Origin of the sequence: Escherichia sp. E2586, from assembly GCF_005781105.1 — a bacterium.
GTDB lineage: Bacteria > Pseudomonadota > Gammaproteobacteria > Enterobacterales > Enterobacteriaceae > Escherichia.
In genome coordinates, this window is the sequence record NZ_VATN01000006.1 from 420,864 (window position 1) to 435,719 (window position 14,856).

Annotated in this window: 17 protein-coding genes; 8 read left to right on the forward strand and 9 right to left on the reverse strand. The window is 51.8% G+C overall.

Features of this window, described 5'->3' with window-relative positions:
* The first annotated feature begins 2 nt into the window (after window positions 1–2).
* Both murP and pbp4b read left to right on the forward strand, forming a co-directional pair.
* On the forward strand, window positions 3–1,427 hold the full coding sequence (gene murP / locus FEK50_RS07155) for a PTS N-acetylmuramic acid transporter subunit IIBC (RefSeq protein WP_131162082.1): 1,425 nt from the start codon (window positions 3–5) through the stop codon (window positions 1,425–1,427).
* Window positions 1,428–1,429: 2 nt separating this feature from the next.
* A complete protein-coding gene (gene pbp4b, locus FEK50_RS07160; RefSeq protein WP_131162083.1) occupies window positions 1,430–2,734 on the forward strand; it encodes a penicillin binding protein PBP4B in 1,305 nt (434 codons plus the stop codon).
* A gap of 238 nt (window positions 2,735–2,972) precedes the next feature.
* Here pbp4b and yfeX read toward each other — a convergent pair whose 3' ends face one another.
* From yfeX to FEK50_RS07180, 4 genes are all read right to left on the reverse strand, one after another.
* Window positions 2,973–3,872: a porphyrinogen peroxidase gene (gene yfeX / locus FEK50_RS07165; RefSeq protein WP_000084590.1), complete on the reverse strand. Its 900-nt coding sequence runs from the start codon at window positions 3,870–3,872 to the stop codon at window positions 2,973–2,975.
* 95 nt (window positions 3,873–3,967) lie between these two features.
* Window positions 3,968–4,540, reverse strand: a complete 573-nt coding sequence (locus tag FEK50_RS07170) for an RpoE-regulated lipoprotein (protein WP_130207392.1) — start codon at window positions 4,538–4,540, stop codon at window positions 3,968–3,970.
* Between the two features lie 206 nt (window positions 4,541–4,746).
* On the reverse strand, window positions 4,747–5,196 hold the full coding sequence (locus tag FEK50_RS07175) for a DUF2919 domain-containing protein (RefSeq protein WP_130207394.1): 450 nt from the start codon (window positions 5,194–5,196) through the stop codon (window positions 4,747–4,749).
* Window positions 5,183–5,608 (reverse strand): GNAT family acetyltransferase, encoded by a 426-nt coding sequence (locus FEK50_RS07180; protein WP_000406000.1) that lies wholly within the window; start codon window positions 5,606–5,608, stop codon window positions 5,183–5,185. The genes FEK50_RS07175 and FEK50_RS07180 overlap by 14 nt, the downstream gene beginning before the upstream one ends.
* 213 nt (window positions 5,609–5,821) lie before the next feature.
* On the opposite strand from FEK50_RS07180, the gene amiA reads away from it, so the two are divergent.
* The 6 genes from amiA to FEK50_RS07210 all read left to right on the forward strand — a co-directional run bounded on the left by amiA (window position 5,822) and on the right by FEK50_RS07210 (window position 10,223).
* Window positions 5,822–6,691: an N-acetylmuramoyl-L-alanine amidase AmiA gene (gene amiA, locus FEK50_RS07185; protein ID WP_130207396.1), complete on the forward strand. Its 870-nt coding sequence runs from the start codon at window positions 5,822–5,824 to the stop codon at window positions 6,689–6,691.
* A 3-nt stretch (window positions 6,692–6,694) separates the two neighbouring features.
* On the forward strand, window positions 6,695–7,594 hold the full coding sequence (hemF, locus tag FEK50_RS07190) for an oxygen-dependent coproporphyrinogen oxidase (protein WP_131162084.1): 900 nt from the start codon (window positions 6,695–6,697) through the stop codon (window positions 7,592–7,594).
* Window positions 7,595–7,714: 120 nt separating this feature from the next.
* Window positions 7,715–8,008: a DUF1778 domain-containing protein gene (locus FEK50_RS07195; RefSeq protein WP_131162085.1), complete on the forward strand. Its 294-nt coding sequence runs from the start codon at window positions 7,715–7,717 to the stop codon at window positions 8,006–8,008.
* Window positions 7,992–8,507, forward strand: coding sequence for an N-acetyltransferase (locus FEK50_RS07200; protein ID WP_131162086.1), 516 nt, complete (start codon window positions 7,992–7,994; stop codon window positions 8,505–8,507). The genes FEK50_RS07195 and FEK50_RS07200 overlap by 17 nt, the downstream gene beginning before the upstream one ends.
* Window positions 8,508–8,602: 95 nt before the next feature.
* Window positions 8,603–9,865, forward strand: coding sequence for a DUF1963 domain-containing protein (locus FEK50_RS07205; RefSeq protein ID WP_131162087.1), 1,263 nt, complete (start codon window positions 8,603–8,605; stop codon window positions 9,863–9,865).
* Window positions 9,866–9,905: 40 nt separating this feature from the next.
* A complete protein-coding gene (locus tag FEK50_RS07210) occupies window positions 9,906–10,223 on the forward strand; it encodes a hypothetical protein (RefSeq protein WP_131162088.1) in 318 nt (105 codons plus the stop codon).
* A gap of 70 nt (window positions 10,224–10,293) precedes the next feature.
* Here FEK50_RS07210 and eutR read toward each other — a convergent pair whose 3' ends face one another.
* Genes eutR through eutB form a run of 5 tightly spaced genes read right to left on the reverse strand, consistent with a single transcriptional unit; the run spans window position 10,294 to window position 14,849 of the window.
* Window positions 10,294–11,352 (reverse strand): HTH-type transcriptional regulator EutR, encoded by a 1,059-nt coding sequence (gene eutR, locus FEK50_RS07215; protein ID WP_131162089.1) that lies wholly within the window; start codon window positions 11,350–11,352, stop codon window positions 10,294–10,296.
* 45 nt (window positions 11,353–11,397) lie between these two features.
* Window positions 11,398–11,898, reverse strand: coding sequence for an ethanolamine utilization microcompartment protein EutK (gene eutK, locus FEK50_RS07220; protein ID WP_131162090.1), 501 nt, complete (start codon window positions 11,896–11,898; stop codon window positions 11,398–11,400).
* A 12-nt stretch (window positions 11,899–11,910) separates the two neighbouring features.
* Window positions 11,911–12,570: an ethanolamine utilization microcompartment protein EutL gene (gene eutL, locus FEK50_RS07225; protein ID WP_131162091.1), complete on the reverse strand. Its 660-nt coding sequence runs from the start codon at window positions 12,568–12,570 to the stop codon at window positions 11,911–11,913.
* Between the two features lie 9 nt (window positions 12,571–12,579).
* Window positions 12,580–13,467, reverse strand: coding sequence for an ethanolamine ammonia-lyase subunit beta (gene eutC / locus FEK50_RS07230; protein WP_130207403.1), 888 nt, complete (start codon window positions 13,465–13,467; stop codon window positions 12,580–12,582).
* Between the two features lie 20 nt (window positions 13,468–13,487).
* Window positions 13,488–14,849, reverse strand: coding sequence for an ethanolamine ammonia-lyase subunit alpha (eutB, locus tag FEK50_RS07235; RefSeq protein ID WP_000769975.1), 1,362 nt, complete (start codon window positions 14,847–14,849; stop codon window positions 13,488–13,490).
* Window positions 14,850–14,856: the final 7 nt, after the last annotated feature.

Genomic DNA, 14,856 nt, shown 5'->3' on the forward strand with positions numbered 1-14,856 from the left:
CCATGGCTAAAGAGATCAGCAGTGAACTTCTGAACACCATTCTTACCCGGGTCGGTGGCCCGGGAAACATCGCCAGCTGTGGTAACTGTATGACGCGTCTGCGTCTAGGTGTACATGACAGTTCACTGGTTGATCCCGATATCAAAACCCTGGAAGGTGTAAAGGGCGTCATTTTGACCAGCGATCAGGTGCAAGTGGTCTTTGGGCCGGGCAAAGCGCATCGTGCCGCAAAAGCCATGAGCGAGTTGCTGGGCGAAGCACCCGTGCAGGATGCCGCAGAGATCGCCGCCCAGAATAAACGCCAGTTAAAAGCCAGACAAACTTCCGGCGTGCAACAATTTCTCGCCAAATTCGCCACCATCTTTACACCGCTGATCCCCGGTTTTATTGCTGCGGGTCTGTTGCTGGGGATAGCGACGCTAATCGCCACGGTGATGCACGTTCCGGCAGATGCTCAGGGAACGCTGCCCGACGCGCTGAATTTTATGAAGGTGTTCAGCAAAGGCTTGTTCACCTTCCTGGTAATTCTGGTGGGCTATAACGCGGCCCAGGCGTTCGGCGGCACGGGCGTCAATGGCGCAATTATTGCCGCGCTCTTTTTGCTCGGTTATAACCCTGCTGCCACCACTGGTTACTACGCCGGATTTCACGATTTCTTCGGTCTGCCCATCGATCCGCGCGGCAATATTATCGGCGTGTTGATTGCCGCCTGGGCCTGCGCCCGCATTGAAGGCATGGTGCGCCGCTTTATGCCGGACGATCTCGACATGCTGCTGACCTCGTTAATCACTCTGTTGATCACCGCTACGCTTGCGTACCTGATCATTATGCCGCTGGGCGGCTGGTTATTCGAAGGTATGTCGTGGCTGTTTATGCACCTGAATAGTAATCCGCTCGGTTGTGCGGTTTTAGCCGGGCTGTTCCTGATCGCCGTGGTGTTTGGCGTGCATCAGGGCTTCATTCCTGTTTATCTGGCTTTAATGGACAGTCAGGGGTTCAACAGCTTATTTCCAATCCTTTCGATGGCGGGCGCGGGCCAGGTGGGCGCGGCGATGGCGCTCTACTGGCGGGCGCAACCGCACAGTGCACTACGCAGTCAGGTGCGCGGGGCGATAATTCCCGGTCTGCTGGGCGTTGGTGAACCGTTGATTTACGGCGTCACCCTGCCCCGCATGAAGCCGTTTGTTACCGCCTGTTTAGGCGGCGCGGCGGGCGGTTTGTTTATCGGGCTGATAGCCTGGTGGGGTCTGCCAATGGGCTTAAACAGCGCCTTCGGACCGTCTGGCAAGGTGGCGCTGCCGCTGATGACTTCCGCTCAAGGTATCCTTCCGGCAATGGCGGTATATGCAGGTGGGATTCTGGTGGCATGGGTTAGTGGGTTTATTTTCACCACGTTCTTTGGCTGCCGTAACGTCAATCTGGACTGATTATGAAACGGACAATGCTCTATCTTTCTCTGCTGGCTGTCAGCTGTAGCGTCAGCGCCGCAAAATACCCTGTTCTGACAGAAAGTTCGCCAGAGAAAGCAGGGTTCAATGTCGAACGGCTTAACCAGATGGATCGCTGGATTAACCAGCAAGTTGATGCCGGTTATCCCGGCGTAAACCTACTGATTATTAAAGATAATCAGATTGTGTATCGCAAAGCCTGGGGGATGGCGAAAAAGTACGATGGCAGCGTGTTGATGGCGCAGCCTGTAAAAGCCACCACCGAGACGCTGTATGACCTAGCCTCAAATACCAAAATGTACGCCACTAACTTCGCTCTGCAAAAGCTGATGAGCGAAGGCAAACTGCATCCTGACGATCTGATTGCGAAATATATTCCAGGGTTTGCCGACAGTCCAAATGACACCATCAAAGGCAAAAACACGCTGCGGATTTCTGATCTGCTGCATCACAGCGGCGGTTTCCCGGCGGACCCACAATACCCGAATAAAGCGGTCGCGGGCGCGTTATATTCCCAGGATAAAGGCCAGACGCTGGAGATGATCAAGCGCACGCCGCTGGAGTATCAGCCCGGCAGCAAACATATCTACAGCGATGTCGATTATATGTTGCTTGGATTTATCGTCGAGTCAGTTACTGGCCAGCCGCTTGACCGCTATGTTGAAGAGTCGATTTATCGTCCACTCGGCCTGACGCATACGGTATTTAACCCGCTGCTGAAAGGCTTTAAACCGCAGCAAATTGCCGCGACGGAACTGAACGGCAATACCCGCGATGGCGTGATCCACTTTCCGAATATCCGCACCTCCACTATCTGGGGTCAGGTGCACGATGAAAAAGCGTTCTATTCGATGGGCGGCGTTTCCGGACACGCAGGTTTGTTTTCCAATACCGGCGATATTGCGGTGTTAATGCAAACGATGCTGAACGGCGGTGGCTATGGTGATGTGCAGCTGTTCAGTGCGGAAACGGTGAAGATGTTCACCACCAGCTCAAAGGAGGACGCCACTTTTGGCCTTGGCTGGCGCGTGAATGGTAATGCCACCATGACGCCGACGTTTGGCACGCTGGCAAGCCCGCAAACGTATGGTCACACGGGCTGGACCGGGACGGTAACCGTTATCGATCCGGTCAATCATATGGCGATTGTGATGTTAAGCAACAAGCCCCATTCGCCAGTTGCCGATCCACAAAAAAATCCCAATATGTTCGAAAGCGGTCAGTTACCGATTGCAACTTATGGTTGGGTAGTTGATCAGGTGTATGCGGCGTTAAAGCAGAAGTAATAAAAAGGCCAGTCAGTTTTGTTACTGGCTGGCCTGAGACTGCTGACAAACGCAATACTGCCTGATGCGCTACGCTTATCAGGCCTACGCGGCCCCTGCAATGTATTGAATTCGCACGATTTGTAGGCCGAATAAGACGTTTACGTCGCATCCGGCGTGTACAACGCGCACTTTATCAACAATCTGAAGCCAGTCAGTAATGCTATTGGCTGGCCTTTAATCATCGAATCAGAAACGCTTACAGCGCCATTAACTTGTCCAGCGACGGCGCGAAGTAATAGCCGCCAGTGACTGGTTTGGTAAAACGCAACATCGCATCACGTTTGCCATCGGTATCGCCAAACATGCTCAGCAGTTGCTGCTCAATGTTATGCAGACGCGCGCAGTAGGCGCAGAAGTACAGACCGTGAGTGCCACTGGCGGTGCCGTACGGCAGGCTCTGACGAACAATCTTCAGTCCTTTGCCATCTTCTTTCAGATCAACACGGGTCAGGTGAGAAGTTTCCGGACGTTCGTCGCCATCAATCTCTTCGTTGGCCTCTTTAGTGCGCCCGATCATCATCTCTTGATCGTGAACGCTCATACGGTTGAGTTGCTTCAGGTTGTGCTCCCAACGCTGCACAAACACATAGCTGCCGCCCGCATCCACGCCGTCTTTGATAACCGCCACTTCGCGACGCGTCTCTTCACCCGCCGGGTTTTCTGTACCGTCAACAAAGCCGCTCAGGTCACGCTCTTCCACCCAACGGAAGCCGTGGATCTCTTCTTTCACTTCAATGCAGTCACCAAAGGCTTCCATCGCCGCCTGGGCGACAGAAAAGTTTACGTCGTGACGCAGAGAAAGAATGTGGATTAACACATCGAACTGAGTGGTCGGCGCAAGACCTTTGCCGTAGCCCGGAAAATCTTTCAGCTCTTCGGCACCAACGCCGCCGCTCAGAGCACGCCAGGTGTTGTTACCAAAGGCAACGACTGCACCAAGATGTGCGTCCGGGAATTTCGCTTCAAAAGTTGCCAGTTTGTCGGCAAATGTTTTACTGGCCGCACGCAGGGCATCAACTTCCCCTTTTACGTTGGCTTCGATCCAAATCGCCGCGCGGCAATGTTCTGGCAAAATGCCACTCTGAACCTGAGACATTGTTCCTCCTGAAAATAATAATGCCACGCAATCCGTGGCATTGTTGGGCGCTATTTTACGTGTTTTTTGTGATTAGCGGTTTGCTCAGACGCAAATTAACGTCGCCAGATAATTTTACTGACTTTCCAGTTTTTCAAGGTATCGTCCGAAGGCATTAACCCTTCAGGACCACTCCATTCACCGCTGAACTGGTAGCTAATATGTTGACTGCCTTCAGCTTTACATTCGACAGCACGATCATCACCATCTGCTTTTTGGCAATTGCCAAATGCTTTGCTGTAAAGGTCGCTAAACGGTGTACCGATTTTAACACCGGAGTCCGCAGGAATATCGCTATCTGAAACGTCAATGCGGCTGATTGTACCTTGATCACCATTGATGACCATCGCCACGCTGTCGCCTTTCATCACTTCAAAAAAGCGCACTACATTACCGTTAGCGGTTTTCATTCCGCTGCGCAGGCGATAATCACCATCAAGCGCATCGGCAATAGCTTGTTCTTGTAATGGTGTGGACGCCGTTAATTCACCCACGCCCTGCTCGCTCACTTTGGTAGATGAACCAAACCAGTTCCACGGATTAGCGGCAGACCAGTTAACTGACGACATAGTGGAACAGCCGGTCAGCATCAACGGCATAGCGCATAACATTAAACGCAGCGATTTCATCTCACTTCCTTTGGTTATTCAATAACGTTGCTTGGAGTGCAAATTTGCAAAAAAGTGCCGTTAGAGGTAGATGACAAACACAAAATTGCCTGATGCGCTACGCTTATCAGGCCTGCTTTTTCCTGCAATATCTTGAATTTTCGATGTTTTGTAGGCCGGATAAGGCGTTCACGCCGCATCCGGCATAAACAAAGCGCACCTCTGCGTTATTCTTTTTCTTCATTAAAACAAGCGCGTAAACGTCGATTAGTCAGCAGCCAGATTAACGCCACAATATCCGCCACTACCAGCGCCAGACCGATTCCGCTAACCGATTCACCGTTCAGCCACAGCCACGGTTGCCAGCAAAGTAAAACCACTTGCGCCAACAGCAACAGAAAATAGAGCCCATGCCAGATACGGGGAAACGTCGCCCGCCGACCACTCAGCAAAAACGCCAGCACTGCTGGAATGCCGGGAATTAACCCCAGCCAGAAATTATCATGATCGGGATAAAACAGATTCAGCAGCGCAGTACCCTGCTCACGCGACGCACCGGCAATCACAAACAGCACCCAGGTTCGCGCCTGAAGCAGTAGCACAAGCCAGAAGAGAAAAGGTAAACGCAGGCGTCCGTGCGCATCATAATGGACAGGATGAAACTCAGTACTCTTCATCTTCAATCAAACGCTTACCCAGACTCAGCACATCAGCGTGTTCATATCCCAGGCGTTCGTACATTCCGAGCACCATGTCATTGTCTTCCGGCACGTTGATCTGAATTTTCGGGCAACCGCGGGCAATGAGCTTTTTCTCCAGCCGATTAAGCAACGCGTTAGCAATGCCGCGCCCGCGAAACTCCGGATGCACGCCAAGATAATAAGCAGACCCACGATGCCCGTCATAACCGCCCATCACCGTTCCCACCACTTCACCATTCACTTCCGCGACCAGGAACAAACTGACGTCATGGTTCATCTTGCGTTCGATGTCCATTTCCGGATCGTTCCACGGACGCAGCAAGTCGCAACGCTCCCAAAGGGTGATGACCTCTTCGAAATCTTCCTGGCGAAATACGCGTATCTCCATGGTATGAGTTACCTTTTTGGGGGTTAAAAGGGTGATTATGGCGTGAACGACCGAATTAGCCAATATCTGACGAAAATCGGTTGAAAAAGTGGCATAATGACGCGTTGTCATTTATTGAAATGAAAAGTAAAACAATTCTCACCAGCAAACCGTCGTAACGGATTACGCGATACGATATAACATCTGGAACTTCATTATTACAACTCAGGCCGTATGAGCACTTTTAAACCACTAAAAACACTCACTTCGCGCCGCCAGGTGCTGAAAGCCGGATTGGCTGCCCTGACGTTGTCAGGAATGTCACAAGCCATCGCCAAAGAAGAACCTTTAAAAACCAGCAACGGACACACTAAGCCGAAAGCCAAAAAAGCTGGGGGCAAGCGGATAGTCGTTCTCGATCCGGGTCACGGCGGGATTGATACCGGTGCGATTGGCCGCAACGGGTCAAAAGAAAAACACGTGGTGCTGGCAATCGCCAAAAACGTCCGTTCAATTTTGCGCAATCATGGCATTGATGCGCGGCTGACGCGTTCTGGCGATACCTTTATTCCACTGTACGATCGCGTTGAAATCGCCCATAAACATGGCGCTGACCTGTTTATGTCAATTCACGCCGACGGCTTTACCAACCCGAAAGCCGCTGGTGCATCGGTCTTTGCCCTCTCTAACCGTGGCGCAAGTAGCGCGATGGCAAAATATTTGTCGGAACGCGAAAACCGTGCTGATGAAGTTGCCGGGAAAAAGGCGACCGACAGGGATCACCTATTGCAACAAGTGCTGTTTGATCTGGTGCAAACAGATACCATTAAAAATAGTCTGACGCTCGGCTCGCATATTCTGAAGAAGATTAAGCCGGTGCATAAACTGCACAGCCGCAACACCGAACAAGCGGCATTTGTGGTGTTGAAATCACCGTCGGTTCCTTCGGTGCTGGTGGAAACTTCGTTTATCACCAACCCGGAAGAAGAACGGCTATTAGGCACGGCGGCGTTTCGTCAGAAAATCGCCACAGCGATTGCTGAAGGCGTGATCAGTTATTTCCACTGGTTTGATAACCAGAAAGCACACTCGAAAAAGCGGTAAGTGATGAAACCCGACGCACACCAAGTTAGACAGTTCCTCCTCGACCTTCAGGATACAATTTGCCAGCAACTGGCCGCCGTAGATGGCGCAGAGTTTGTCGAAGATAGCTGGCAACGTGAAGCTGGTGGCGGCGGGCGTAGTCGGGTGTTGCGTAATGGTGGCGTTTTCGAACAGGCGGGCGTCAACTTTTCTCACGTCCATGGCAACGCGATGCCCGCTTCCGCGACCGCTCATCGCCCGGAACTTGCCGGGCGCAGTTTCGAGGCGATGGGCGTATCGCTGGTAGTGCATCCGCATAATCCGTACGTTCCCACCAGCCACGCGAATGTGCGGTTTTTTATTGCCGAAAAACCGGGTGCCGATCCCGTCTGGTGGTTTGGCGGCGGCTTCGACTTAACTCCATTCTATGGTTTTGAAGAAGACGCCATTCACTGGCATCGCACCGCCCGTGACCTGTGCCTGCCATTTGGTGAAGACGTTTATCCCCGTTACAAAAAGTGGTGCGACGATTACTTCTACCTCAAACATCGCAACGAACAGCGCGGCATTGGCGGGCTGTTCTTTGATGATCTGAACACGCCAGATTTCGACCACTGTTTTGCCTTTATGCAGGCGGTAGGCAAAGGCTACACCGACGCTTACTTACCGATTGTTGAACGGCGTAAAGCAATGGAATACGGCGAACGCGAGCGCAATTTCCAGTTGTACCGCCGCGGGCGCTATGTCGAGTTCAACCTGGTATGGGATCGCGGGACGCTGTTTGGCTTACAAACCGGCGGGCGCACCGAGTCTATTCTGATGTCGATGCCGCCACTGGTACGCTGGGAGTATGATTATCAGCCAGAAGCAGGCAGCCCGGAAGCGGCGTTGAGTGAGTTTATTAAGGTCAGAGATTGGGTGTAACATCATGAAAATAAAAGAAAAATCACAATTCTCTGTTTGTGATTTGAAATTGCCCCTGTTTAATTTGTGTGCCATAGTGACACCATAATTGTTAGTCATCACTAACATTGAGGTATTATTATGGCTAAGAACATCGAACGAAAAGACACTCGCCTGGTTGCCAGAACATCTTTAGAAATACAGGAAATGATTCAAAGAGCTGCAGATTATTGTGGTTCAACTGTGTCACAATTTCTTATTGAATCTGCTGTGGATAAAGCACGCAACGTCATTGAACGTACTGAAGCGTTGCATTTATCTATGGCAGGAGCAGATGCACTGGTTGCTGCCCTTGAGAATCCACAAAGACCTAATCAAAAACTGCTAAAAGCAGCGCAAAACTACAAGGATGTAGTGAATGTTCGTGATAATTGAAGAGATAACTCAGCAGCATAATCGGAAACTTTTTGACTGTGGGAATCACGAATTCAATCAGTTTTTACAACAGCAAGCCCGGCAGAAAATAGTCAAACATATAGCAAAGACCTATGTGGCCTGCCGAAAATCAGCCCCCACAAATATCATTGGTTATCATACTTTATCAGGATATTCTGTTATTATTCCTCCTGTTTTCAGAGAATATAAAAACTATCCTCATCCTCTTAATGCGGTAAAACTGGCAAGGCTCGCGGTCGATTGTTTAAATCAGGGCGAGCGTTTGGGAGAAAAATTACTTATTGATGCCATCTATAGAACTGTATTAGTTGCCGAGCAAATTTCAGCTATTGGGCTGTTCGTAGATCCACTCCCCCCCAAAGTGATGCCTTTTTACGAACAATATGGATTCTTAAAAGCTGATTGTGGTGATACATCACGTACAGAAATGTGGCTGCCGATTAAAACGTGTATTGAAACAGCCAGTATATTGTTATAAATAAAGTACGTTATTAACGGCAGAGAATTAACCATATATGTGACTTCTAATAACCTTATCTTTCAATTTATTATCTTCAGGCAAGGAGCGCCCCAATGACTGACCGTATTCCCTGTAAAAGCCCCGCGTGTACATCGACCATTCTGCCGGAAACCGCGGCGCGTACTGACGGATACTGTATGCCCTGCGTTCAGGCCCAACAGCAGCGCGAGCACGATGAATATATCAGGAAAAACAAAAAGACCGTGAATGCGTTTGCAGGGTTAAGCGATCCAGTTGCTATGCTGAAATTAGTTCACCAGCCGCGAAAATTCGATGCGTTAATCGAGTGGACTCCCTGCCCCGTTCCCACCGATGCCCTGTATCAACAACTGACCGCCGATCAAGCGCAGCAGATGGCTGATTACGCCACAGACCGCTTTGCATCTGGTGAATATAAGCTCGCTCAGGAGATTTGTCTTTGTCTGGCGGCGTTTACCCAGGCGAATCTGGATGCATATTTCAGAGAATGGATCTCTTACGATGATTTGGACAGTGATTCTTACATGCCTTTCCACCGCGCCCCTGCGGATGTTCGCGATACGCTACTAGAACGGGTTGAGTTTGATGCAGACGACAGAAATTGTATTCTGCAATGTCTGGCATGGATTGGGGATGACGTTGTCGTTGAGCGTTTTGCCTACTGGCGCAATAATCCGCCGCCGTGGCGCAGTTCACTTTACATCGCGCCAGAAGAATATGCGCATGAGGCCGGTTGGGAGCTAACCGCTGAAGGGCAAAGGCGTAATCTCTATTTTCCTCACTGTTTTCATCTGGAGATGAAAAACACCGGGTATTGCGAAGCTTTGCGTGTTGTTGATGAACGCAGCGATACCTGTCCAAATTGCGCATTGCCACTGACAAATCTTTTCGACGTTGACCTGAAGGCAACGGGTCTTAGCGATAACGGCAGGTTTCGCGTCGTGACTTGTGAATGTTGCACCGCCTACAGCACCATTTTCGGTTACATGGACTCACGAGGTAACGCTCATTTGTCTGCAAAAAATATCCCGCCAGCCTGGCTGCCTGATGATGTATCTGAATGGCGTCGGCTACCTGTAAACAGCATGAGACGAGGAAACCTTCGGCCACCATTATTCGCCGCAGACCCATTTTTACCTGTCTCTTTCTCGCAACTTGGTGGGCATCCAACCTGGATTCAGGACGCGGAATATCCTCTCTGCCCGGAATGCTCCCGCTCAATGACGTTTCTTGCGCAACTGGATTATGCCGATATTGAACAATACGGCGAAGGGATAATTTACGCGTTTATCTGCCCGGAGTGCCGGACAACAGCGACGTCTTATCAACAATCGTAGGAATTAATTTGCGCCAGTTTGCTCACGGGAGCATTTAAAAATGTCAGACACATCACATAAAGAAAGTAAATGGCACCCTCATCTGGATATGAGTTTTCTGGGATGCGTGCTGGCATTTGCTATGGAAGTTTATTTTGAAGAACACATTTTTATTCCCCACGGTGGAGGAGCAAGTTTTGGATTGATAGCACTCATCGTTATTAATTTTATGACTATTCCGGTAGTGATCGTGGTAACAACACTATTTTGCTATTTATTTGGAATTTCGCGAAAGCGCGTAAATCGTATTTTGATATTCCTGTTGGCATGTATTTTGACAATTATCGGTTTGTTTATCGCATATCCCGTCGGGCAATAAAAAACAAAGCAACTTAATGTAATTGATAACTTCACTATTGGCCGGATTAAACACCCTCCCCATCCGGCCCTCAACCGCCCCCCAACTCCTGCATCCGCTGATGCAGTGTCAGTGACGGCTTCTCGGCAAACAGTTGCTGATAATCCGTGGCGAATTGCCCCAGATGCCAGAATCCCCACTGCATGGCGGCGTCTTTTACCGTCATACTTTGCGACCATGGGCTTATCAGTTCACGGCGCACGGCGTTCAGGCGAATGCGTTTTAGCCACGCATTCGGGCCAATGCCCAAAATAGCGTGAAATGCGTTTTGTAAGGTACGGCGGCTGACGTGCAGTTGATTACACAAGTCCAGTACGGTTACCGGTTCGGACATGTTTTCCAGCACATATTCACGGGCGCGGGAAAGCAAACGTCGGTAACTCTGATGACTAATACTTTCCGCTGTCACCATTGGTTGCGCTTCTTCCAGCATCGCCCCCATCGCCATCAGCAAATTATCCCCCAGCACTTTACGCACCGCAGGCTGATGAAGATTCTCCGGGTTCTCGCAAAATGTCGCCAGCGCCTGTTGGACAAAGCCCCACAGCGCGGCTTTATGCTGCTCTTTCACTTCCAGCGCCGACTGGTTACGTAACATATGCAGCACCCTTTCCGGGTTATGCAAAAAGTTAGCCTGCCGGGTAATGACATCTTCAGAAAGCACTACGCCAAGGATCGTATAATCATCCGGTGTACTCAGCTCAAACTCGGTGCCGCCAGGGCGCGTGGCAATTTCCGCGCTTCCCAGGCATTGTGAGCCGATAAATCCCTGTTCGCCGCGTGTCGCCGGAATACCAAACCAGAAAGAGTTCGGCCAGACCAGGCACGACTGACGCAGTGCCAGACCAGTGTATTCACGGAAAACCTGAATATCATCAAGCAGAATTTCCGTAAATTCACCATGAAATTTGCCCGGATGCAGCTGATCGTAAATCTGCTGCCAGGCGGTAATCGTCAAAGCATGTTCATAGACATCCGTTGTCTGTCGTTGATGAACATTATCCACTTCGACCTTCGGCGTAAGCTTCAGGTTTTCGGATAAGGGTTCATGATAAAGATGGTGCAAATTAGCTGTACGGGGCTTTTTCATGATGTTAATGCCGGGTGTTATATGACACCCGGCACCTCCGACAGATTAATGGGGCTTGAGACGATAACGACTACTGCGTTTACGTAACGTCCCGGCAGAAAAGAGCTGTTCGAGCGCATTTCTGGCTTTTTCCAACGGCCAGCCAAAGTGGGCAGCCACTTCTCCTGCCGTCATTCCCTGACGTACTGATGTTAACAGCGCCAACAACTCGTCAGCAGATGCCGCAACGATAGCTGGCACGCAGGGTTCCTTTACAGCTTGCTTCGGCTGGCGGTTAAAGCCAGTAACCAGCCACTGGGTGTCATCGTCTGGCCGACCGATCTCCTTGCGGCTAATGACGCGCCCGGTACGCATCGCAGCAGCACAACCTGCGTCCAGCGCCGCACGACACGCCGCCAGATCGCCTTCCACCACCAGCGTCAACCTACCAGGGTCAAGTACTTCATGACTGAGCAGACGTACGTTGGCCGCTTTCAGCATCGCATCCGCCGCATCGATTGCTGCGACCATGCCGTCCACTTCCAGCAATCCCAGTGCATTGATCATCGGCAACCTCCGTTACGCACGCTGGATTGGATTCCGCACGATTTCCAGCACTGCATCGGTAAAGGCATTACAGGCCGCTTTACACGCCGCCTGGCTTCCCGTTAAGAATGCGGCGGAATAGTTGGTTTCTGACGGCGGCGGGACATAAGTCACCAGCTGTACGTCGGCAGATTTTAACGCTGCATCAATGCCATAAGTCGCTTCCAGCGGCGGCGCCACCAGATACGCCATCGGATCGCCAAGCGTAATACCCGCAGTGGAAGAGAGATAAGAACCAGTGCGCGAAACCACATGTGCAAGGAATGCCGTATCTTGCGCATCGTTGGCCCACTGGAAGGCCGCACCGTTTTCAATATGCGCAACCATTGCATCCAGACCAGCACGCACTTCCGCCGGGTTTGGCCCGCCCAGCATAATCAGCACTTCACCGGCAGTCGGTGACGGGCCGTGTGCGGCTCCTGCATACAGCGAGCGGCCATACACCACTTCCACCATCGCCTGTTTGGTCGCTTCATCAGCGGCAATGTAGGTGACGTCATCGGAGTCGGCGGAAATCAGCCCAAGGCTACGAATATGCGGCGGCAATTTCAGCTCACGCGCAAAATCGGCGTTAACGGAGGCAATCACCCGCATGGCGGTGACCGACGGTCGAATCAAATCTAAAGCTGGCATGATGCCTCCTTATCGGGTCATGTTGATGCCGGATGCTTTCTGCTCCAGCATACGTTTCGCCAAATCCACAATAACTGCTGCGGCTTCAACTGGCGGCGTGCCGCCCTGGTGAATGTTAGAGATACAGGTGCGATCGGCCTCAACGGTGGTCGCCATACGCGGTGAGTAAACGGCGTAGCAGGAAAGACTTTCTGACTGCCCTAACCCCGGGCGTTCGCCCACCAGCAGGATCACCACTTTCGCGCCGAGGATCTCACCGATCTGATCTTCAATTTTCACGCGACCGTAACGCACAAAGAACGGCGTGCCGACTTTCAGTCCAGCCTGTTTCAGGCCCGCCATCAGCGGTGGCAGGATCTCTTCATAGTTCACGGTGATCGCGTCAGTAGACAGGCCATCAGAAATAACGACCTGTACGTCCGGACTGGCGACACACTGTGATTTCAGGGCTTCAACAGCTTCTGCACACAGGCGGCGGCCCATATCCGGGCGAGTCAGGTAGAGATTTTTGTCGCTAATTTCAGAGCGCACTTCCAGCAAGCCCTGCGCTTTCACCCACTCTTCCGGCACTTCTTTCAGTACGGTATCTTTCGAACGAGAGTGATCGGCCAGGAAACGCAGCAGCGCCTGGGTACGCGGACGCGGACCAGCACGGCCGGTACAAACGCGGGCCACGGTGCTGCGACGCAGTTCTGTTAATACGTCTGCGCGATGCGGATTTTCAACGCCAATCCACGCCTTCGCTTCAGCGGAACCTAAATCCAGCACACAGCTTTCCGAGGTCACCGGTGCCGAACAGGCTGTGGTGGTGCATTTGGCTTCTGACGGCGCGGGGGCCGCTTGTCCCATTGACGCCATCACGCTGCGTACAATTTCTTCAATCTGTTTTTGATCCATGATGTGTTATCTCCGCGTCATCAGAAGAACAGTGACGGATCGCCCGCCCGTTTGGTCAGGCGACCGTTTGCCATAATGCCCATGCTTTCCAGCCAGCGTTCAAACTCCGGTGACGGACGCAGGTTGAGTAACTGACGCACAGTGGCGGTATCGTGGAACGCCGTGGTCTGGTAGTTGAGCATGATGTCATCGCCCAGCGGCATCCCCATGATGTAGTTGCAGCCTGCGGTGGCGAGCAGGATCATCAGGTTTTCGTTGAGGTTCTGGTCAGCGTCAGCGTGGTTGGTGTAGCAGCAGTCACAGCCCATAGAGATGCCGCTCAGCTTGCCCATAAAGTGATCTTCTAAGCCCGCACGAATAATCTGGCGGTCGTTGTAGAGATACTCCGGCCCAATAAAGCCGACCACGGTGTTGACGATAAACGGATCGTAATGACGCGCCAGCCCATAGTTACGCGCTTCCATCGTCACCTGGTCAGCGCCGAAGTTAGCACCTGCGGACAGCGCAGAACCTTGTCCGGTTTCGAAGTAGAGGCAGTTTTCCCCGGCGATACGGTTGAACTCCGCGCCCACTGCGCGCGCTTCATCAAGCATCGCAAGTTCCACGCCAAACTCTTTCAGCCCTTTTTCGCTGCCGCAAATACTCTGGAAAATCAGCCCGCCCGGCGCGCCGCGACGAATCGCTTCAATCTGGGTAGTGACGTGCGCCAGCACGCAGCCCTGGGTCGGAATGTTGTATTTGTCGATCACGCCATAGATGGTATCCAACACGCGGCTTAAGTTTTCCACGTCGTCCGTCACTGGGTTAACGCCGATCACCGCATCGCCCACCCCGAAGGAAAGCCCTTCGTAGATTTGCGCGGCGATACTTTGCACGTCGTCACGGGTATCGTTCGGCTGCAAACGGGCGCTAAAGGTGCCCGGAATACCGATGGTGGTATTGGCCTTTTTGATCACCGGCATTTTCTTCGCGCCGTAGATCAGGTCCGCGTTGGAGCAAATCTTCGCTACCGCCGCGACCACTTCCGAGGTCAGCCCTTTGCGGGTAAAGGCAATGTCGTCCACGCTGGTTTCATCGCTCAGCACATACTCACGCAGTTCGCTGATGCTCCAGTTTTTAATCTGGTTGTAGGCCGTTTCGTTAACGTCGTCCTGAATCAGCCGCGTGACGCAGTCATCTTCATAGGCAATCACCGGATTATTGCGGATGTCCGCTACGGTCATTTCCGACAACACCTGCTTTGCCGCCACGCGCTCCTGTGAGCTTGCCGCTGCAACGCCCGCCAGCACATCCCCCGAACGCAGTTCGTTGGCTTTAGCCAGCACCTCTTTTACATCCTTAAACTGATATACATTGCCGAACAATGTGGTCTTTAGTTTCATAAGTCGT